The organism is Sphaerisporangium sp. NPDC005289 (genome assembly GCF_040607455.1).
In the GTDB taxonomy this organism is placed as follows: domain Bacteria; phylum Actinomycetota; class Actinomycetes; order Streptosporangiales; family Streptosporangiaceae; genus Sphaerisporangium; species Sphaerisporangium rhizosphaerae.
This window is the reverse complement of sequence record NZ_JBEXGS010000037.1, coordinates 35,403-54,505: the sequence shown is the minus strand read 5'-3', so window position 1 is coordinate 54,505 and position 19,103 is coordinate 35,403. Positions and strand designations below refer to the sequence as shown.

Annotated in this window: 20 protein-coding genes and 2 pseudogenes; 12 read left to right on the top strand and 10 right to left on the bottom strand. The window is 68.9% G+C overall.

All coding sequences use genetic code 11. From position 1 onward, the window contains the following. From ABZT47_RS38485 to ABZT47_RS38460, 6 genes are all read left to right on the top strand, one after another. Nucleotides 1–177, top strand: a 177-nt coding sequence (locus tag ABZT47_RS38485) for a TetR/AcrR family transcriptional regulator C-terminal domain-containing protein (protein WP_354853210.1), incomplete at its 5' end; no start/stop codon positions are given. A gap of 1,158 nt (nt 178–1,335) precedes the next feature. Next, nucleotides 1,336–1,737: a GntR family transcriptional regulator gene (locus tag ABZT47_RS38480; protein ID WP_354853206.1), complete on the top strand. Its 402-nt coding sequence runs from the start codon at nt 1,336–1,338 to the stop codon at nt 1,735–1,737. A 4-nt stretch (nt 1,738–1,741) separates the two neighbouring features. After that, nucleotides 1,742–2,647 (top strand): ABC transporter ATP-binding protein, encoded by a 906-nt coding sequence (locus ABZT47_RS38475; RefSeq protein ID WP_354853204.1) that lies wholly within the window; start codon nt 1,742–1,744, stop codon nt 2,645–2,647. Further along, nucleotides 2,644–3,261: an ABC-2 transporter permease gene (locus ABZT47_RS38470; protein ID WP_354853202.1), complete on the top strand. Its 618-nt coding sequence runs from the start codon at nt 2,644–2,646 to the stop codon at nt 3,259–3,261. The genes ABZT47_RS38475 and ABZT47_RS38470 overlap by 4 nt, the downstream gene beginning before the upstream one ends. Further along, the gene (locus ABZT47_RS38465; protein ID WP_354853200.1) at nt 3,233–4,807 is read left to right on the top strand and encodes a glycosyltransferase family 39 protein; all 1,575 of its coding nucleotides are present in this window, start codon (nt 3,233–3,235) and stop codon (nt 4,805–4,807) included. Before ABZT47_RS38470 ends, ABZT47_RS38465 begins: the two co-directional genes overlap by 29 nt. 341 nt (nt 4,808–5,148) lie before the next feature. Further along, on the top strand, nt 5,149–6,588 hold the full coding sequence (locus tag ABZT47_RS38460; RefSeq protein WP_354853198.1) for a hypothetical protein: 1,440 nt from the start codon (nt 5,149–5,151) through the stop codon (nt 6,586–6,588). A gap of 333 nt (nt 6,589–6,921) precedes the next feature. Here ABZT47_RS38460 and ABZT47_RS38455 read toward each other — a convergent pair whose 3' ends face one another. The 3 genes from ABZT47_RS38455 to ABZT47_RS38445 all read right to left on the bottom strand — a co-directional run bounded on the left by ABZT47_RS38455 (nt 6,922) and on the right by ABZT47_RS38445 (nt 9,815). Continuing rightward, nucleotides 6,922–7,389, bottom strand: a complete 468-nt coding sequence (locus ABZT47_RS38455; RefSeq protein WP_354853196.1) for a hypothetical protein — start codon at nt 7,387–7,389, stop codon at nt 6,922–6,924. Between the two features lie 71 nt (nt 7,390–7,460). Beyond that, nucleotides 7,461–9,248 (bottom strand): pentapeptide repeat-containing protein, encoded by a 1,788-nt coding sequence (locus ABZT47_RS38450; protein WP_354853194.1) that lies wholly within the window; start codon nt 9,246–9,248, stop codon nt 7,461–7,463. 72 nt (nt 9,249–9,320) lie between these two features. Further along, nucleotides 9,321–9,815: a hypothetical protein gene (locus ABZT47_RS38445; protein WP_354853192.1), complete on the bottom strand. Its 495-nt coding sequence runs from the start codon at nt 9,813–9,815 to the stop codon at nt 9,321–9,323. A 2-nt stretch (nt 9,816–9,817) separates the two neighbouring features. Here ABZT47_RS38445 and ABZT47_RS38440 point away from each other — a divergent pair, with 2 nt between their 5' ends. After that, a complete protein-coding gene (locus tag ABZT47_RS38440) occupies nt 9,818–10,492 on the top strand; it encodes a hypothetical protein (RefSeq protein ID WP_354853190.1) in 675 nt (224 codons plus the stop codon). A gap of 114 nt (nt 10,493–10,606) precedes the next feature. Here the strand turns inward: ABZT47_RS38440 and ABZT47_RS38435 are convergent, their stop codons facing one another. The 3 genes from ABZT47_RS38435 to ABZT47_RS38425 form a co-directional block, all read right to left on the bottom strand. Then, on the bottom strand, nt 10,607–13,078 hold the full coding sequence (locus ABZT47_RS38435; protein WP_354853188.1) for an NACHT domain-containing protein: 2,472 nt from the start codon (nt 13,076–13,078) through the stop codon (nt 10,607–10,609). Nucleotides 13,079–13,196: 118 nt separating this feature from the next. Further along, nucleotides 13,197–13,412 carry a hypothetical protein gene (locus ABZT47_RS38430; RefSeq protein ID WP_354853186.1) on the bottom strand — a complete coding sequence of 72 codons (216 nt, stop codon included), beginning with the start codon at nt 13,410–13,412 and terminating at the stop codon, nt 13,197–13,199. Between the two features lie 269 nt (nt 13,413–13,681). Then, a complete protein-coding gene (locus ABZT47_RS38425; protein WP_354853184.1) occupies nt 13,682–14,170 on the bottom strand; it encodes a CAP family protein in 489 nt (162 codons plus the stop codon). A gap of 488 nt (nt 14,171–14,658) precedes the next feature. On the opposite strand from ABZT47_RS38425, the gene ABZT47_RS38420 reads away from it, so the two are divergent. The 3 genes from ABZT47_RS38420 (at nt 14,659) to ABZT47_RS38410 (ending at nt 15,882) form a co-directional block, all read left to right on the top strand. After that, nucleotides 14,659–15,186: a hypothetical protein gene (locus ABZT47_RS38420; protein WP_354853182.1), complete on the top strand. Its 528-nt coding sequence runs from the start codon at nt 14,659–14,661 to the stop codon at nt 15,184–15,186. After that, the gene (locus ABZT47_RS38415; protein WP_354853180.1) at nt 15,147–15,488 is read left to right on the top strand and encodes a tyrosine-type recombinase/integrase; all 342 of its coding nucleotides are present in this window, start codon (nt 15,147–15,149) and stop codon (nt 15,486–15,488) included. Before ABZT47_RS38420 ends, ABZT47_RS38415 begins: the two co-directional genes overlap by 40 nt. Nucleotides 15,489–15,741: 253 nt before the next feature. Further along, complete coding sequence (locus ABZT47_RS38410) at nt 15,742–15,882, top strand: hypothetical protein (RefSeq protein ID WP_354853178.1); 141 nt, start codon at nt 15,742–15,744, stop codon at nt 15,880–15,882. Nucleotides 15,883–15,895: 13 nt separating this feature from the next. Here the strand turns inward: ABZT47_RS38410 and ABZT47_RS38405 are convergent, their stop codons facing one another. The 3 genes and pseudogenes from ABZT47_RS38405 to ABZT47_RS38395 all read right to left on the bottom strand — a co-directional run bounded on the left by ABZT47_RS38405 (nt 15,896) and on the right by ABZT47_RS38395 (nt 16,947). Then, complete coding sequence (locus ABZT47_RS38405; RefSeq protein WP_354853214.1) at nt 15,896–16,246, bottom strand: hypothetical protein; 351 nt, start codon at nt 16,244–16,246, stop codon at nt 15,896–15,898. Between the two features lie 62 nt (nt 16,247–16,308). Then, nucleotides 16,309–16,650, bottom strand: a pseudogene (locus ABZT47_RS38400) (IS5 family transposase); the annotation flags it as partial. Nucleotides 16,651–16,659: 9 nt separating this feature from the next. Then, a complete protein-coding gene (locus ABZT47_RS38395; protein WP_354853174.1) occupies nt 16,660–16,947 on the bottom strand; it encodes a hypothetical protein in 288 nt (95 codons plus the stop codon). Nucleotides 16,948–17,527: 580 nt separating this feature from the next. Here ABZT47_RS38395 and ABZT47_RS38390 point away from each other — a divergent pair. Together ABZT47_RS38390 and ABZT47_RS38385 are read left to right on the top strand one after the other, a co-directional pair. Further along, nucleotides 17,528–18,154, top strand: a complete 627-nt coding sequence (locus ABZT47_RS38390; protein WP_354853172.1) for a hypothetical protein — start codon at nt 17,528–17,530, stop codon at nt 18,152–18,154. A 158-nt stretch (nt 18,155–18,312) separates the two neighbouring features. Beyond that, entirely contained in the window at nt 18,313–18,615 is a 303-nt protein-coding gene (locus ABZT47_RS38385; RefSeq protein ID WP_354853212.1) for a hypothetical protein, read from the top strand. A gap of 112 nt (nt 18,616–18,727) precedes the next feature. Here ABZT47_RS38385 and ABZT47_RS38380 read toward each other — a convergent pair. Next, nucleotides 18,728–18,988, bottom strand: a pseudogene (locus ABZT47_RS38380) (transposase); the annotation flags it as partial. Nucleotides 18,989–19,103: the final 115 nt, after the last annotated feature.

Genomic DNA, 19,103 nt, shown 5'->3' with positions numbered 1-19,103 from the left:
GACCTCGCAGCCACCCAGTTCCTGGGCATGATCTCCAACTACGTCTTCTGGCCGACGCTCCTGGTGCCGGGCTGGGAGGTGAGCGCCGAACGCGTGGCCCAAGTGGTGGACGAGGCCGTCCGCACCATCGTCGCCCGGTACGCCGCGACTGGACCAGGGCCGTCCACCAACGACTGAGTCCCGACGACCGCGAATGCGGCCGCCCGGGACGCGGTGGCCAGGCCCGCCCGCGCGCCCTGCGAGGTGAGGCGGGGCAGGCCCGCGAGCTCTGCGGCGTCCGACCACACGTTGCCGATGGCCTGCGCGGACATCCCGCCGAGGACCTGGCCATGCCGGATCCGGCGGAACGCGGGCCCGTCTGGGCGAGGTCCACCGCGGCGGCCCACGCCTGCCACGACCGCACCGCGCAGGTCAGTTCGTGGGACCCGGCTTGATGGCCGGGCTGCGGGGGCTTGGTCTTGGAGTACCGGATGTGCACGATCAGGCCCTCCTGGTGGACCTCGACGTCCCGGGCCGGCAGGCTCGCGGATCTCGTCGCGCCGGACCGCCGCGCCGAACAAGGTCCTTGCCGAGGAGTTCACCGACCTGCGTGACAGGGTCGTGGCCGAAATAGTGGTGTCGCGGATTCGCCAGCACGTCCTGTCGAGGTCGGACCTCGAGGTGATCCTTGACTCGCCGTACACCGCGAGCTGGCGGTCGAAGCCGGACCACGAGGGCCGGGCGCGGGTTGCCTGCTACCGGATGCCGGGGATCGCGGCGGATCGGGAGCGTGAGGAGCGGTTGAACGCGGTGTTACGGGAGCTGGCGTGATCGCGTGAGCCGGTGCGTCCGCACTTGGACTGTCGGGCGCTGCCCGCCGAAGCAGGGGCTGCCGGCTTCCGTGTCCCCGCACCGCGCGATGCTGTCCGCCGCTCTGCTGCCAATGACAACCGCTTAGCAGTGAGGAAAGAGGCATATGAGCATCAAGCCGAGCAGCGAGCCGGCATTCAGCCCTCCATAAGACACTGGAAGTAGCACCGAGTTCCGGACCGCGCCGTGCGGAAAGTGCCCGTGGCGCAAGGGATGCCGACCTGACCCAGTTCAGCGACGAGGACATGCTCCGACTCCAACGTGCGCAGCAAGGGGTGATGCGCCGAGAGAACACCACGGCCGATGATGTCGCCCGACTGACCCGCGCTCCCCGCATGGCATGCCATCACGACCAGCCCGACAGCCTGCACCCGCTGCGGTGCCCGACATCCCGGCCGGTCGGCCCCCGACTCCCGGGTCCTTGTGCAACTACCGTACTGACTGTGTATAGTCGCTATGTACAGATGTAGGCGAACGGAGGCCGTCGTGCGGGTGGTGTTGTCCAATAGCGGTGGCGTGCCCCTTTATCAACAGATCAAGGAACAGGTCGGTACGGCCATCCTGTCGGGGGAGCTCGTACAGGGCAGCGCTCTGCCGTCTGTACGGGTCCTTGCTCGTGATCTGCGGATCAGCGTTATAACCACGACCCGCGCCTACGCGGAGTTGGCTGCGGAGGGGTTCATCGTCACGGTCCCCGGCAAGGGCGCCTATGTTCTGCCGCTGGACTCGGCCCTGGTACGCGAGCAGCTGCTGCGCCGGGTGGAGGACGGTCTGCAGGCCGCCTTAGACGCCGCCTTGTTGGCTCGCCTGGATCGTGACGATCTTATTCAGATCCTGGACGGCTTGCTCCAGGCCGGGCATGAGTACGCCTCAGCTCAGGAGGGATGAATCAGTGAACGGCGATCTCGCGTTCGCCCTGCGTGGAGTGGGCTGCGCGGTGGGCAACGGCTTCGCGTTGCGTGATGTGAGCTTCGAGCTGCCGACCGGCTACGTCATGGGCCTGATCGGTGCCAATGGTGCCGGCAAGACGACGGCGATTCGTTGCCTGCTGGGCATGCGCGGGATCGAGACGGGAGAGATCGAGCTGTTGGGCCATCGGGTGCCCGGACCGGCGGCGCTGCGCCAGGACGTCGGGGTGGTGCTCGATCACACCTATCTCGTGGGCGATTGGCGGCTGGCTGAGGTCGAACGGACGCTGCGGCCCTTCTATGACCGTTGGGACAGCGTCCGATATCGACAGTTGCTCGCGGAGTTCGGCCTGGACCCGCGGGCGAAGGTCAAAGAACTCTCCCGCGGCATGGGGATGAAGCTGATGATCGCGGTGGCGCTGTCGCACCGGGCGCGGCTCCTTGTCTTCGACGAGCCGACCAGCGGTCTTGACCCCGTGGCTCGGGACGAGCTCGTCGGTATCATCGGGGACTTCCTTCTTGACGAGGGGCACAGCGTCCTGTTCTCCACGCACGTCACCACGGACCTGGACCGCATCGGCGACTTCGTGACGCTCATCCATGGTGGTCGGGTCGTCCGGACGGGCCGCAGGGACGAGATCCTGGACGGCTACCGGGTGGTGCGGGCCGGGCCGGACGAGCTGATCGACCTTGTCGGCGTAGAGCTGATCGGCGTCAAGCGGTCGTCCACCACGGCGCAGGCGCTGGTCCGCACCGAGGAGGCCGACCTTCTCGGCGGGGGCGTCCTGGTCGAGGTTCCCACCCTCGAGGAGATCGCCGTCCACATCGGAGTATCGTCGAGGAACTCAGCGGCGACCGTGCCCAACGGCCGGCGGGAGGAGTTCGCATGACCGCCGTCGCCCGGATGACGCTGCTCCACCTGCGTACCATTGCGCCGTATCGGATCCCGGGCCTGCTGGTGTTCGGAGCGATCGTCCTGATCGACTCCCGCAACCCCGTGGTTCTCGTACCGACGCTCGCGCTGGTGCTCGCGCCGATTCTCACCGCGCAGCCGTTCGTCGTCGGTGACAAGGCGGACCTGCAGACCCTGTACGCCGTGCTGCCCCTGCCGCGCCGAACGGTGCTGCTCGGGCACTACGCCTGGGCCCTGATGAGCTTTTTCGTCGTCGCCATCGCCGGTACCGCTCTGGCTGCTCTCCTCGCGCAGGCCCAAGGCATACCGTTCGGCAGAAGTGTGGCAACGCTGTTGACCCTGTGCTGGGTGCTGTTCGCAGTCAACATCTCGATTCAACTCCCGTTGCTGATCAGATTCGGCTACACCCGAATCAACCTCCTAGCCACCACCATGCCGGTGGCGCTGCTCCTGACCGGCGTTGTCCGACTCCACCTGGACATCGAGTCGATCCGGGACTGGCCGGCCCTGTTCTGGGTGGCCGGCGCCGCCGCGATCGCAGCGTCCGCCACCCTGGCGTCGCATGCTTCCCGGCAACGGCAAGGCGCCTGACATGGCACCGCCGCCGGACGCGGAAGTCTTGTCGCTTCCGCATCCGCCCGTCGGCCCGCACGTCACGCTGGTTGCCTCCCGATGGTGGACGGTGCCGTGGCCCGTGTGGCTGACTGCCGGGCTGATGCTCGCCGGACTGCTCAGCCTGGCGGGGGCGTACGGCTTCCACGGCGACGAGCTCTACTTCGTCGCCGCCGGGCGACATCCAGCGTTCGGGTACGTGGATCAGCCCCCGTTAACCCCGTTGCTGTCGGCGGCGTGGGTCGCGCTCCTTGGCGTCTCGCCGACGGCCACGCGGATCCTGCCGGCGCTGGAGATGGCTTTCGTTGTGGTCATCGTGGGGTTCGTCGCCCGTGACCTGGGTGGCTCCCGCCGGGCGCAGGTGCTGGCCGCGCTGACGGCCGGCGTCTCGGGCTACCTCGCGGCCGGGCATCTGAACACCACCACGGAGCTGGACCTGTTGGTATGGGCGGCGGTGCTGTGGTTGCTCGTTCGGGTGCTCGCCGGCGGCGACCGGCGGCTATGGGTGGCAGTGGGGGTGGGTGCGGGCATCGGGCTGGAGAACAAGGACACACTGCTGTTTCTCGCCGCGGGCCTCGCCGTCGGGGTGCTGCTGTGCCGGCGCTGGGAAGTCGTGCGCTCGCGGTGGGCGTGGGCCGCGGCCGCCATCGCGGCCATCGGGTGGGCACCGAATCTGGCCTGGCAGGCCGTACACGGCTGGCCGCAGCTGACCATGGCCTCGCAGATCGCCGGGTACGCCGCGACGAACCGGGCCCAGGTCTTGCCATTCCTGTGGCTGTTCACCGGTCCCTTGCTGTTCCCCGTGAGCATCGCCGGCCTGGTCTGGGTGCTGGGGTCGCGGGCGGCCGCGCCGTGGCGACCACTCGGGGTCGCGGCCCTCGTGGCGCTGGCCCTGGACCTCGTCAGCGGCGGCAAGACGTACTACGTGATCGGCAGCGCTTCTCTGTTCATGGCGGCCGGCGGGATCGTCCTGGACGGGTGGATCGCCCGGGGCCATCGACTGCTCAAGACCGCGGGGTTCGCCGCGGCGGCCATCACCTCCGGCGGGTTGATCGCGTTGCTGACCCTGCCAGTCCTGCCGGTCGCCGACTACGCCAGGACCACCTTGCCCGCCACCGTGCCCGACGTGGCCAATCAGATCGGCTGGCCGCAGTTCGTCGCCACCGTGGCGCAGGTCGTGTCCGCCCTGCCCCCAGAGCAGCGCGACCACGCGGTGATCCTGACCAATGACTACAGCGAGGCCAGCGCCATCGTTCTCCTCGGCCAAGGACTGCCGCCGGTCTACTCGGGTCACAATTCCTACTGGAGCTGGGGACCTCCACCCGCCGCCCGCACCACTGTCGTCCACGTCGGGGATTGGCGACCGGCCAGTTGGGCCCAGTACTTCGCCGGCTGCCGGGATGTCGCCCATATCGACAATCAGCTTGGCATCGACAATGGCGAACAGGGCAGACCGGTCACGGTATGCACCAGCACCCGTGCCCCGTGGACGACGATCTGGCCCGCCCTGCGCACCATCAGCTGACACACCACGCCCGCAGGCCTGGTGAAGCCATCGGCATCTCGACTGCGTTCACTGGCACGGCTAACAGCAGCGGCCACCGACGGGTGGTAGCCGCGCCTGACAGCATTCGGCCCCGGACTTCGTGAGAGGTCCGGGGCCTACTGCTCCCCGCCGAAGCCCGCGCCGTGGCGCGCTCGGCCGGGGGTGAAGCTGACTACCGGCCACCGTCATGGTGGCCGGCGCGGTCGGCTGGTGATTGCTCCCACGGCTGGGCGATGCTGGGAGGTGCCTGGGAGCAGACGCGTAAGCGCTTATCGACGCGCGTGTCCGTTGCCTGATCGACTGGTCAGCGGTCTTAGCTTGTGGGACTACACGCGCTGCTGCCCGGTCTGGGCGGTATCGAGCCCTACACCCGCCTGGCCGAGCGGGTCGGCCAGGCGGTGGTGCACCCGGCCGCGGTGCTGGAGTTCGCCTACGACTGGCGGCTGCCGGTCCGCTACAACGCCGCCCTGCTCGCCGAGGCCGCCCACCGCCACCTCGCCGACTGGCGCGCCCACCCCGCGCACCAGCAGGCACGCCGCCACCGCCCCGACCCGCGCGGCCGCACCACCGGCCCTGCCGGCCCTGCCGGCCCGGGCGACCCGGATGCGCGGGATCGGGGGCGGCAGGGGCAGTTGATGCTGGTGGCTCACTCCATGGGCGGGCTGCTGGCCCGGGCGCTCACCCTGATCCCCGGCGCCGTCGACGACATCCGGGCCGTGGTCACCCTCGGCACCCCCTACCGGGGATCCCCGCTGGCCGCCACCCTGATCGGCGCCGGCCACGGCGCCCCCCTCCCGCTGCCCCGCGACGGTCTGCGCCGGCTGGCCGCCACCATGCCCGGCGTGCACGATCTGCTGCCCTCCTACCGCTGCGTCGACACCGGCGACGACGCCGTCGCGCTCACCCCCGCCCAGGTGGCCGACCTCGGCGGCGACGCGGACCTGGCCGTCGATGCCGCGCGGCTGCACGCCCTGCTGGACCTGGCCGCCGAACTCGGCCCGGCGACCGACTCCCCCGCCGCGGCCGCCGCGAGGACAAGGCTCGGGGTCACAGCCGAGCAGGCGCGCGGCATCATCCAGTCGCAGGCGCACCTGGACGCCGTCACCCACGTGCTGACCGGCATCGACCAGCCCACCGTGCAGTCACTGACCATCCACCAGAGCAGCGTGCACCCCCACCGGCACACCTTCTCGGTGCACCCCGACGGCGAACTGGTCCGCGACCGGCACGGCCGGCTGGTCCACCGGGGACGCCATGGGCGATGGCACCGTGCCCCGCGTCTCAGCCCACCGGCCCCGCGCCACGCCGCTGGCCCAGCAGCACGGCGCCCTGGCCAAAACCACCGCCGCCATCGACTTCGCCTGCGGAGTGATCACCGGCGGCGATCTCGACCACGGCGGCCGGCTCGGCCCCGGCCACGCCCCCGGCCTGGACGCCCCCGACACCGTGGCCGCCGGGCAGCCCTGGCAGCTCACCCTCACCGGCGCCCAGGCCGCCCCCACCGGCGCCGGCTGCTGGATCGAGGAGGCGATCACGGTCACATCATCGACCGCCCCTCCCCCGGCCGGCGCGGCCAGATGTACGCCGCGCAGGTGGAACTGCCCCGGCCGGGCCTGTACCGGATCGTCGCCGACACCCCCGGAAGCAACCCCGTCACCGCACTCATCCTCGCCATCGACCCCGCATCCCTGGCAGGCACCCACCACACCGGCCATGCCACCCCACACACCACCAACCCACCAGCAAGCAGGGATAGATGACGAAATGTCCCCCACTACCGAGCCAGCACCAAGGCAGCCCATCCGGCAGCTCACGTTATGAGATCGGCGCCCAGCTCATTGCAGGCTCGTCTGGGTCACACCGCGAGCTTCTACACTTAACTGGAATACTCGCCAACCCAGTCCTGGTAACGAAGCCCTGGTCTCGGAATCATCCTCACGGCAACCCGTAGCAGCCTGCGCTGGCGAGGGCGTCACGTTTCTGCAGGGCCCATCCCGGGAGCTTTCCTCCTGGAAGGAAGTCATCTCCGTTGAGTTCCATTCGCAGCTCATGGCACTTCGCCTTGTTCTCCGGTTGTTCCCATGTGATGCTGTTCAATCCCCACGCCTCGGCGCCTTCCACATGCGGATATATGCCTCAGCGCCGTACCACAGCGGGCCAAGCTCTTGATCGGAGATGCCCATGACTCGCAACGCCTCCACAAAATCGGGAATCATTCCCACATGGGCGACCCCGTCAACGGAGATATCGTAGGCTTCCGGCCGGCCGCTCCATGATGAGAGATCGGACCGATCGAAAGTCGCGCCGGTGAGCGGCGAGGTGAACGGATACATCACGTGAGGAGGGCTCGGCGGAAATCCACCTAGAGCCAAATAGCACTTGCCGTGCCCTCCTGGGCTTCCGACGAACAGGCTGCTAAAGTCGGTATAGCCCAGGACGTTCTGATCGGTATCGAATCGGCCGCTTGGCCACCCAGCCAGACCGTTGAAGTCGGACCCGAAACCTACCCCTACAAAGACGTCCCTACCATTGCGCTGCTTCTTGTTGATTTGGTTGCTCACCAAGTACCGGTACGCTTGGCCGTTCCCGCCACCCGTGACAACCCGGCAAAACAGCGCCTCATCCGCACGGCTCACTCCCCGGCGGTTGCCGCCTCCGGCGGGGCCTCGCCCGCACCAGACGACGCCGGAACCGGCTCCGACATCGCGACGGCCACAGCCGGCAACAGCAGACCCGCTGGCGCCGGATTCGACAACCCGACCAGCGCAACCTCCCACCGAGCCGGAGTGCTCAGGTCGACCGTACCGCCGGAGAACACCGCGCCGCGGAAGTCCACCATGCCGCCGGAGAACGCCGCACGGCCGAAGTCGACCATGCCATTAGAGAACACCGCACCGCCGAAGTCGACCATGCCATTAGAGAACACCGCACCGCCGAACTTGACCGTGCCACCGGAGAACACTGCGCGGCCGAAGTCGACCGTGCCACCGGAGAAGCTCACAAGGTTGAAGTCGACCGTGCTACCGGAGAACGCCGCGCGGCCGAAGTTGATTGTGCCGCCGGAGAACACTGCGCGGCCGAGGTCGACCGTGCCACCGGAGAACACTGCACCGCCGAGGTTGACCGTGCCATCAGAGAACACTGCACCGCTGAACCCGACCTTGCCACCGCAAAACTTCGCGCCAGCGAAGCCGACCCTGCCGCCGCAGAACTTCGCGGTGTTGAACCTCGCCGCGCCTCCGGAGAACTCGGCGCCGACGAAAGCAGTCGTGCCGCCGGAAAACTCGGCGCCGATGAAAGCAGTCGTGCCTCCGGAGAACTTGGCGCGGTCGAACCCGACCATGCCACCGGAGAACTTCGCGCCCCTGAACCTGACCGTGCTGCCGGAGAACTCGGCGCCGACGAACCCGGCCTCACCGCCGGAGAACATCGCGCCGTTGAAGTCGACCGTGCCGCCGGAGAACACCGCGCCGCCGAAGCTGACCGTGCCACCGCAAAACTTCGCGCCAGCGAAGCCGACCCTGCCGCTGGTGATGTTCGCGCCGTTGAAGTCAACCGTGCCGCCGGAGAACACCGCGCCGCCGAACCTGACCGTGCTGCCGGAGAACTCCGTGCCGACGAACCCGGCCTCACCGCCGGAGAACGTCGCGCCGTTGAAGTCGACCGTGCCGCTGGAGAACTTCGCGTTGTCGAAGCGGACTTGTCCAGCGGGGAAGACCGTGTTGGTGAAGTCGACGTTTGTGGTGAAGATGACCCCAGTGAAGTCCAAGTCGGCCCCGTGCCAGGCGATGGCGGCGTTGGCGCGCAAATGCGTGCCGATCAGGCGCCAGATGGTCGCACGGACCTCGGCCATTGCCTGCCAGGCGGTGTGGGTGTCGGCGGCGTCGTCGGGGCCAGGATGGGGGGCCGGCGGCATGCGGAGGTAGGCGCACAGCACGTCAATGCACATCTGCCGGCCCCCGGCCCAATCATCAGCCAGCGCGGCCAGGGCATGTACCCCGGCCAGGCGGACGGCGGCTGAGTCGTTGCCGAGTTTGTCGCCTGCCTTATCAAAGCGCTCGGCGTATAGCTTGGCCTGCTCGCGATGCTCGCCTGCCTCGGTGATGCGCTGCTTGCGGTAGGCCACTACCAGCGCCACCACACCACCGATCCCAGCCACCACCGCTAACGATAGTTTCACCACCTCCAGCACCTGATCCACGGTCGGCGCCGCAGCACCCAGCTTCACCGGCCCCAGTGCGGCCAGCCCGCCCAGCACCAGCACCAGCGCCGCCGCAGCGCCCGCCGCCAGTGTGAGGATCAGTGCGATGCTGATCGGAAGCAACCGCACCGGGCGTACCGGCCGATGCAAGCGCCATCTCATCGTGGAGACCGGTGCAGGCTCGCGGCGCAGAAGACGATGGAGGAGTAATCGGGCCATGACCCTACGATGCCCATATCCCGGGCACTCTCGCTCGGCCTGTCGGAAACTGCCCCGCCACACTCGCCCGGCTCACTCTCTCCCGGTCGCCTCCTCCGGCGGAACCCCGCCCGCACCAGACGCCCCCGGATCCGGTCCCGGCACCGCGACGGCCACCGCCGGCAACAGCAGACCCGCCGGCACCGTAAACGGCAACCCGACCGGCGCAACCTCCCACCGGCCAGGACTGCTCAGGTCTACCGTGCCGCCGGAGAAGTCCGCGCTGCCGAAGTTGACCGTGCCGCCGGAGAACCTCGCGCCACCGAAGTCCACCGTGCCGCCGAAGGTGACCGTGCCGCCGGAGAACACCGCGCAGGTGAAGTCGCCCCCGTCGAAGATCACGCCGGTGAAGTCCAGGTCGCGGCCCTGCCACGACGCTGTGGCGTCGTCGCGTAGGTGGGCGGTGATCAGGCGGATGATGGTGTGCCGGACCTCGCGCAGCCCAGCGAAGGCCAGCCAGTCGGCCTCAGGGGCGTCGTCGGCGGGTCGCGGGCTGTCGGGGCATCCGCAGATAAGCGCACAGCACATCGATGCACATCCGCCGCAGCTCCCGGGTGGGGGCGCCGTCGGCCAGCCCGGCCAGGGCGTGCGCGCCGGCCAGCCGCGGAGTCGTGGCCGAGCTGCCCGGCGGCAGTGGTGAACCGCTCGTTGTGCAGCTTGGTCGCCTGGCGCTGCTCGCCACGGTGAGCGCGCTGCTCGGCCTGCTCGGCCAGAACCTGAGCGGCCTCGGCGACCTTCTGCCGCCGGTAGGACACCACCAACGCCACCAGCCCGCCCACCCGGCCACCACCGCGAACGCGATCTTCAGCAGGTCGAACAGCGTGGCCGCGCTCACCTGTGCCTCCGGGCGGAGCCCCTGCACGCCGAACAGCACCAGCCCGCCGACGATCACTCCAGCCAGCGTCTGCCCCATGCTGGCCGGTGCCAGGGAGCACTACCGCTCCACCCCTCGCGACCTGAACGCCGAGCACTGTGGCGACGGGGCATGCGACTGCCACCGGTGGGCGAACTCACCGGACGCCCGGGTGCGCGGCGGCGCCGCGGCATTCCCCTTCTACGCCGCGTGGATGCCGGCCGCACGCTACCAGCCGCACTACGACCCGCAGGACGGCCACCTGCTCGGCATCGCGGTGGATCAGACCGCCACGTTCCGCCTGATCACTCCAGGCCGGCCAGATCTGCTAGAGATCACCCGGATTCGGTAGTCCATTCCGCGTGAAGGTCGTAGAGGCCTCGCGCGCTGAGCAGCGGGTTGCAAGGTAGGTCCGAAGGGCGGTGGCCGATCTTGTTCAGACCTACTTCGCATTTTTCGTGGATTTTTATGTTGTGGCTGTGGCGCTCGCGTTGCCCAGCCTGGGGAGGGCTGCGAGATGGTCTTGCAGGTCGGCGTGGCGGAACTGGTAAACAGGGCCGACCGTACGCAGCAGGCCTAGCCGGTGGGCGTCGTCGAGAAAGGCCATCAGCGCACGCGGGGTACGCCTGGCCCGGGCCAGCCGCCAGGCGGTGATCTGGTAAGCCAGCCAAGCATGATGGTCTCCCACCGTGAGCCCGCCCACGACGCCGAGCATCACACCCATCGCGAGCCCGGCCACGCTCTCGAGGCCGAGCCCGACCCCCAGCAGGAACGTGCTGTAGACCGCCAGTCCGAACACGAGCCCGAATGTGACCGTTCGCAGGACAGTGAGCCTGCGATCGGCTTTCCAACTGCTCAACGGGGTGGTCGCGGTCGTGGTGGACGCGGGCTGTTCTGCCCACGCGATGAGACCGAACGCCAGGCCGAACACCAGCCCGGCTACCGCCCCGAGCAGCGCGCCCACAAGCAGCCCGGTCACCAGATCGCCCGCGAACTCGATCGCGAGTTCGAGCGTGAACCCGTAGACCAGACCGATCACCAGCCCGACCATCAGCCCGATACTCAGGGACGATCTCAGGTGTTTGATGAGGTCGGCTGTCCTCCCGTAGAGGCGAAGATCGGCATAGCCAGGTGTCTGGGTGAACCACTGCTGCGTCGCGAACCCGCACACCAGGCCGAGCACCAGCCCAAATACCAGCCCGAACACCAACAGAGTCACCAGGGGCAAGGAGAATGAGCCGATCCCATACGCAAACCCCACCACCAAGGTGATCAGGAGTCCGATGCGCAGACTGGCTCTGTGGCGTGTGATGAGCTGCGCGGTTTTCCTGCGAAGGCGCGAATCGACATGACCCCATGCCCGGATGACCCACCGCTGAGCGGCCAGGCCGGCGACGAACCCCGGAACCAGCCCGGAGAGTAGCCAGGGGGCCGCTCCGAAATCGGCCCCGAAGATGACCCGCCCCGAAGCGTCGGTCCACGTGTAGCCCTCCACCATGGCCCGGAACCCGACCGTGGGCATTCCCGCGAGCCCGTACGCGAGCACACCGGCGACGCTGGCCAGAAACAGGACTGCGAGCTGGGCGCGGCGGGCCATCGCGCGCCGTTGGGCGGGATCAGGGATGACATGTCCGGCAAGATGCCACCAAACCAGATCGCGGGTGTGCTGATCGGTCAGCAGACGAGCCAGGTAGGCCAGGTAGTCTCGGGCCTGTACGGGATCCCACGTGCGCCGGGGGCGGAAATGCTCGGCCCGATCGGTGCTGGGGGGCCGGTTGTGGACGGCGGCCGTGACCAGGTGGTCCAGAAGGTGCGCGCGCAGCGTTGTCTCCTGCTCGGCCAAGGGGCCGGTGAGCGGTGTGGGGTGTGTGACCGCGGTGATGTACACGGTGCGGATCAGCCACAGTCCCAGCGCGGTTTCGGTCAGTGCGCTGAGCCCTGGGCGGGAGGCGTTGCGCAGCGCGGTCCAGACCGGTGTCCAGTTGTGCCGGGGTACCGGGGGCAGACAGGTGCGCAGGTAGCGTTCGGCGGTGGCGGGGGTGATCGGGGCGGGGGTGATGACGGCGGCGGCGGTCAGCACGTCGCCGGCCTGGTCCACCGCGGTGGCGAACTCGCTGGTGCGGCTGGTGAGGATGAACTGGTCGCTGTCGGCCAGCCACCGGTTCAACGCGCTCATCACGGCGGTGCGGGCCTGGTGGGGGATCTCGTCCAGGCCGTCCAGGATGGGCAGTATGTGGCCGTGGTCGAGGAGGGCTTTGGCGGCGGCGGGGCCGAATTGCGGGGCGGTCAGAGCGGGGTAGTCGCGGGCCAGGCGGGTGGCGAGCCAGTCGTGCAGCCGGGGGTGGGCGGTGGTGTCCCAGCCGTTGACCGGCACCAGCACCGGCACCGGATCGGCGCTGTCACCGGCCGGGCCGGACAACTGCAGCAGCAGTTGGATGGCCAGGGTGGTCTTGCCGGTGCCGGGGCCGCCGGTGATGACCAGCCGCCGGCGGCGCAACTGGCGAAAGTGGTGGACAAGCTGGGGAATCTGGTCGCCTCTGGCGGTGAAGGTCAGCAGCTGCTTGCCGATCAGCCGGGGATGGTCCATCAGGCCCGGGTCGTCGACCAGGTGCCACACGATGGGGATAGGTTCGGGATCACCCAGAGAGCGGATGGTGGCCTCGGTGCGCCATTGCTGGGCGACCAGGACGGCCAGCGTCTTTTTGGCGGCGGCGATGGTGTCGTCGGAGACGACCGACGCAGGCGCTGGGCCGCTTCGGCGATCAGCGCGCATTCCGTAGAGCGTCAGAGCCAGGCTCGCCAAGGCGATGAAGGCGCCGACCACGCTGGCCCGCTTGTCGGCCGTGTCCGGCGTGGTCTGGGTGAGGTAGAGACTCATCCCGATCGCAGTGCCGATGAAAAGGGTGATGCCCACCCATTTCAGAACGCGTCCCGGCATGACCCCATACTCGCGTCATGACAAGATCGCGGCTGGTGATCGCGTTCAAAGGTAATCCGAACGTTGCATCGGTCCAAGGGACGCCGGTCTGACCTGAAAGCGCGAGAGGACCTACAGGTCAGCACAGGGCGTAGACGAAGTCCTCATTGGACTGGCCGCCTCCCCAGCCCAGTCCCTTGATCGTCACCGTGGAGTAGGCGCACCGTGGGACGGTGAACGACACCGAGAAGTATCCTGAGGCGTTGGAATAGGCGCCTGTCGCCCAGTACCAGGTCGAACCGCCGTCGATCCGGTAGTAGATGTCACCACCGCCGCTGAAGTTGTAGGCGTACACGTAGATGGGGCCGATGTATCCGGCGCGTCCTTCGGCCCGGACTCCAGTCGGGCCTGCAGCCGGGCGCGTTCGGTGCTGCTCAGCGGCCGGCGCCGCAGCAGGTCGGGCCAGCCGTCCGGCCGGGTCGGCACTGCCCCCTACCCCCGGGGGTTTCCGACACGGCGGCCTGGACCTCCTGTAGCTATGACGAGCTGCCACCCGACGAGAGTCCTATGGCATCGGCCGGAGAGAGGTTCCGTGGTGGGTACCGAATGGAGCTGATCAGCCGGTCAGGCGGGCAGCACGTTGTCCGCGAATGCGCCCTGCATGTTTCCGCGCTCCTCGAAGACGAACACAATGTACGTCTCGAAGTATTCACCTGGCTGCCCCGCGACGCGCGCGATGCCGACCTTGGTGCTGGCCTTCCAGACCAGTTGCGTGAAGTGGCCGGCGCCGGATGAGAACTGGGCGGCGGCGAAGTCGTAGGCGGCGATCTCGTCGTACCACTTCTTGACCGCGACCGATCCGGGCAGGGCTTCAGCGTCGCCGCCCCAAAAGATGTTCTCGCCCGTCTGCGTGCGCAGGCCGGTGTGACCGGCCTTGAGCCCTTCCTGCTCAGAGCGGGAGGAAGCCCGCTCTAACGCATAGGCGTTGAGTTCCGGGTCCATGACCATGGGCGGCGCGTGGTGCTTGGCGCGGTAGGCGTTGGCTTCGGCGAGTGCTTCGGCCTGGAATTCCGGCGTGGTGGCGTTGGGCAGGGCAGGGCGGGTTCCCGTCATGAGACATCCTTCGAACAGCGCTAGGGAACGCCGGTCCGGATCACGATCGCTACACGTCGTGGCCATATACCGGCGGTGGAGGACGAGCAGGGCGACCTCTACCGCGGCCGCCCTGCTCATCCTCCACCGCCTGCACAAATCCGCCAGATACAGTCCGTGTCCGACATCGGACACTTAGCCACCACCTCAAGATTGTTCCTTCTTCAAAAGTCAACATCCGTCCCGGGAGGCACACCAGTGGCCGTGCTCGCACCCCGCCCGACCGGCCCGCTCGCCCTCGGCGGGCACAGCGAGGCGGATCTGTCGCTCAGCGCCGCGGCCCGCGCCGCCATCGAGGCCGGCGTGCCGGAGTCGCCGCGCCGCGCCGCGCCTACGCCCGCGACTGGAGCGCGTTTCTCGCCTGGTGCGCCGAGCGCGGCCGCGTCCCGATCCCCGCGACGGCTCAGACCGTCACCGAGTACATCACGCATCTGACCGTCGCGCCCTCGGTGCGCACCGGCCGGCCGCCGGCCCCGCCGTCCATCGAGCGCGCGCTGGCCGCGATCCGCACCATGCACCACGCCGCCGACGTCGACCCGCCGCAGACCAAGGGCGCCCGCAAGGTGCTGTCGGGCTACCGCGAGCGCCTGGCCCTGGCCAAGGATCCGGCCGCGCGGCCGCGCAAGGCCGACGCGGCCGTCCCCGACGCGCTGTGCGCCATGCTCGCCACCCTCGACCGCTCGACATTAGCCGGCAAGCGCGACGCCGTGCTGCTGCTGCTGCTGCTGGGCTACGCCTGCGCCGCCCGCGTCAGCGAGCTGGCCGCGCTCGACATCGCCGACGTCGCCGAGACCCCCGACGGGCTGCTGGTCACCGTCTACCGGCGCACAAGGGTGGCCATTCCCTACGGCCGCATCCCCGCCACCTGCTCGGTGCGCGCCGTGCGCGACCTGCTGGCCGCCATGGCCGAGGCGGGCCGCACCGCCGGCTGCTGCTGGTGCGCATCGACGAACACGGCCGCGTCGCCGCTCCGATGACCCGGGCCGGGCGCCCGATCGGCGACCCCGACGGCCGGATGACCCCTGAGGCGATCGCCGACGTCGTGGCCCGCATCGCCGCGGCCGCCGGCCTGGAGGGCCGGTGGACCGGCCACTCGCTGCGCCGCGGATTCGCCACCGCCGCCCGCCGCGCCGGCGCGAACCTGGAGCGCATCGGCCGCCACGGCGGATGGGCCGACGGCTCCCGCGCCCTGCTCGGCTACCTCGAAGAGGGCGACCCTGGACCGACAACCCCGTCACGGGGCTGTAGAAGCCCACCCACGTGGGCGGGTGCCACCTAGGTCCTTGCATAGGCCAACACCTAGGTACCTAGGCTTGGCCATGGGTGTCCCGGCTCGCGTTGGGCGTAGATGAGCCCCACCCGGACGGCGGCCTGTGTGGTGAACCGGCCGGTTGCACACGCCCTATCCGGTAAGAGCGCTGGAGAGACGGTGCCGGCCAACGTGTTCGCGCTGATGGGCCCTCGCGAGCTGCTCAGCTCACCGTCCGGCGTACGTCGAGTGGTGAGCTGAGCAGGTCGACGTACGCCGGGCGGTGGAGCCGGGCGACGGCGGCTCCACCGCGCCGGCGGACGTGCCGGGCATGGATGCCGTCACCCGTTACACCAGCCTGCTGTCCGACCGGCTCGACACGCTGATCGGCGCCGATCGGCTGACGTTGCGGTCTGGGTCTTGACACCCGAAGACGGTCAGACGGTGCGCTTGGCCCAGAAGTGGATTCCGATCTGGGCGAACTGCGACAAGGGAACGGCACTGGTCGATTGGCTCTGGCCGAGATGCCTCAAGGTCTGGACGTTCTTCGTCGGCAGGGTGCCCCCCGGGCCCGCGACGGCAGTCGGATGGAACCACTTCTGGCTGTCGGTGTTGTTGCAGGTCGCCACGATGACGTCCACCGTGTTCTTGGCGGTCAGACACAGCGGAGCGCCGCTGTCGATACTGGCCCGCAGGGTGTAGATGAAGGCGCTCTGACCGCCACCGGACGAGACGGTGGCCGTCTGCGCCCACTGACCGAAGCTGCTGTTCGTGTCGCTCTTGAGCACGACATCTGACCCGTTGAAGTTGGCGGAGGCACCACCGGGCGGTTCGACCTGCAGGTCCCCCTTTTCCGCGCCCCGGCGGCGTGCTGGTGGGCCCGGCAGACGGTGGAGTCGACGTTGATGTCCCAGGCGATCAGCTGCTTCGCGTCCGCCTGGGCCTGCAGCTCGGCGAAGATCCGCTGCCAGGTGCCGTCCCGCTGCCAGCGCCGGAACAGGTCGTACACCCGGCCCCAGGGCCCGTACCGCTCCGGCACATCCCGCCACGGTGTCCCGGTCCGTGTCCGCCACCGTATGCCGTCGATCAGCTGCCGCCTGGCCCATATCGGCGGCCGGCCCGGCTTCGCGCCCATCGGCAACAACGGCTCCAGCCGGGCCCACTGCGCATCCGTCAGATCTCCACGTGCCACAGGACAAGATCATCCCACCTCAAGATCTACTTCCGATACACGCCCTAGCGCCGACCACTCCCCGGCCCATGCAGCGCCCACCGCGAACCCCGTGATCACCGGGATCGCGCGCAGCAGCCGCGGCCAGCGCGGTGGCGCGGTCGGGACCGCCTTGCGGAAGCGGCGCCGTACGGGCTGGCCGCCCCTCGCGCGGAGCACGAGTATGGTGGCGCGCATTTCGATCACCATGGTGATGATGACCATGGGGATGACCTGGGCGACAGTGGAAAAGTAGCTCTCGGGGATCGAAGCCGTCATGCCCGGTGACCGCGGGATCGGCACCAGACGTTACATGCGCCCGCCAGCGGATTCGGGCGGGCTAGTGGGGGTGCCGTTGCGAGCGGCAGCAGCCGTCAGGCCGTCCAGGGTGCGCTCGCTCAATACCGGTCACCAGCGTTTCGGGGATGGATTTCGAGGCGACTTTTCTCCGCCATCCGCAGCCATCACACCGAGGCATTGCGAATGATGACGGTCCCGTGTCGCCGTCTACGATCGGGCATGCCGCCCCAGAGGAGTGATCGTTGGAACAGGAGCCGTTGATTCGGCCCGCCTACGAGTTCGTCGCGGGGCTCTGGCCTTTCCTGCTCGCCAGCGCGCTTGTGGTCGCCGTCGTCCTGGTCCTCGCTCTGCGTCGATGAGCGCGCATTCCGCTACCTGCTGGTAACGGCACAGAATCTCCGTCTCTGACCTGTACGTCGAGCGCTGTGACCTGCGGAAACACCAGGCAGGCCGCCTATGCTTCACGATCCCTCGAGCTCCCGAAGGCGTCACGCCGAAGAGCATCGGCCGGTCTCGCGGCCTACTGTGGAGGGTATCCCCCTGTCTGCGAAGGAGAGCCGTGGCTAGCCGTCCTCCGCTCACCCCCCAGTCCGCCGAGATCACCACCGCCACCGTGGAGATCAAGGCGCTGACCGTCAACGGCAAACAAGTGACCCTCGCTGTCTTCCGTCAACTCTATGAAGAACCGCTGTACGACTCCCGCACGTGGCAGTCGTTCGGGACGCCATGGTGTCGAGTCAACTACCACCCGGACCGGTGCGATCGTGACCCGGTCGCACATGAGCATGTGGTGTGGCAGAAGGGCGATGAACTGCGCCGTGCCCGACTCGACCGGCCCTCGGGCAAGCTGGACGATGTTCCACGATTCGATGAGCACCCTGACGACGAGCTGGCGGCCTGCGTGGCCATGGGCAGCATCAGCAATGCCCGGATCACCTCTGTCAAGGGCACGCGCGGTTACTCCACATCATCCGAGTCCGTGCCCGAGAAGCCGGCCGCATACGTCGCCGGGGCGTTCGACACCGGCCGCGAGATTACGGCCAAGCTCTTCCTCTCCTCGCCTAACGTGGCCTCCCTCATGAAGGGCTACGGAGGCCAGCCTCACCCCACTCTCGAGACCGAGCATGCGCGCATCCACCCTGACGCACGGTGGTGCACGGACGCCTCCAGAAGGCGACGCCGGTGAACCCCAGATCGTGGCCTTGCCAGGACACCGCGGCGCCGTTGCGGAGGTGGGCGGTGATCGGGCGGATGATGGTGTGCCCGACCTCGCGCAGCCCGGCGAAGGCCAGCCGGTCGGTCTCGGGGGCGTCGTCTGCCGGCTGCGGGATGTAGGGAATCCGCATGGTAGGCGCACAGCACATCGATGCAGGTTTGCCGCGGCTCTCGGGTCGGGGCGTCGTCCGCCGGCCCGGCCAGGGCGTGCGCGCCGGCAAGTCGCACCGCCGGGGAGTCATGGCCGGGTTGGCCGGCGGCGGTGGCGAACCGGTCGTTGTGCAGCTTGGTGGCCTCGCGCTGCTCGCCGCGGTGTGCGCGCTGCTCGGCCTGCTCGGCCTGCTCGGCCAGCACCTGCGCGGCCTCGTCGTGAGTAGACGTCGAGCACGAGGCAGCAGTAGACCTTGCCCTCCCGGGTCGGGTGCTCGGTGATGTCGGTGACCCACAGCTGGTCAGGCCTGCCCCGGGCGAACAGCCGATCGACCATGTCGGTGGCGGTCGGCACCTGCGGCACGGGGCGCCGGCGGCGATGGCCGGGCAGGCCCTTGATGCCGGCACGGTGCATCAGCATGGCGACCGCGCCATGTCCCACCGCGATGCCGCGGCCCAAAGTGAGTTCGGCGTGCACCCGGCGGCCACCGTAGACGCCCCTGGAGGCGGCATGGACCTGGCGGATCACGCCGGTGAGCCATGCGGTGGCGCACCGACCGAGCTGATGGCGGGCGAGTGCGCCAGGCGTAGTAGCCCGACTCCGACACGCCCATCCCCGGCAACAGACCTGGACAGGCAAGCCTTCTGCGGCCATCACCACGATGGCCTCGAAGCGTCTTTTAAGGACACCACCTGGCGCAACAGCTCACCGGCTCGCCGGGTCACCGCCAGCTCGGCCTCAAGCTCGGCGATCCGGCAGCGGGCGGCGA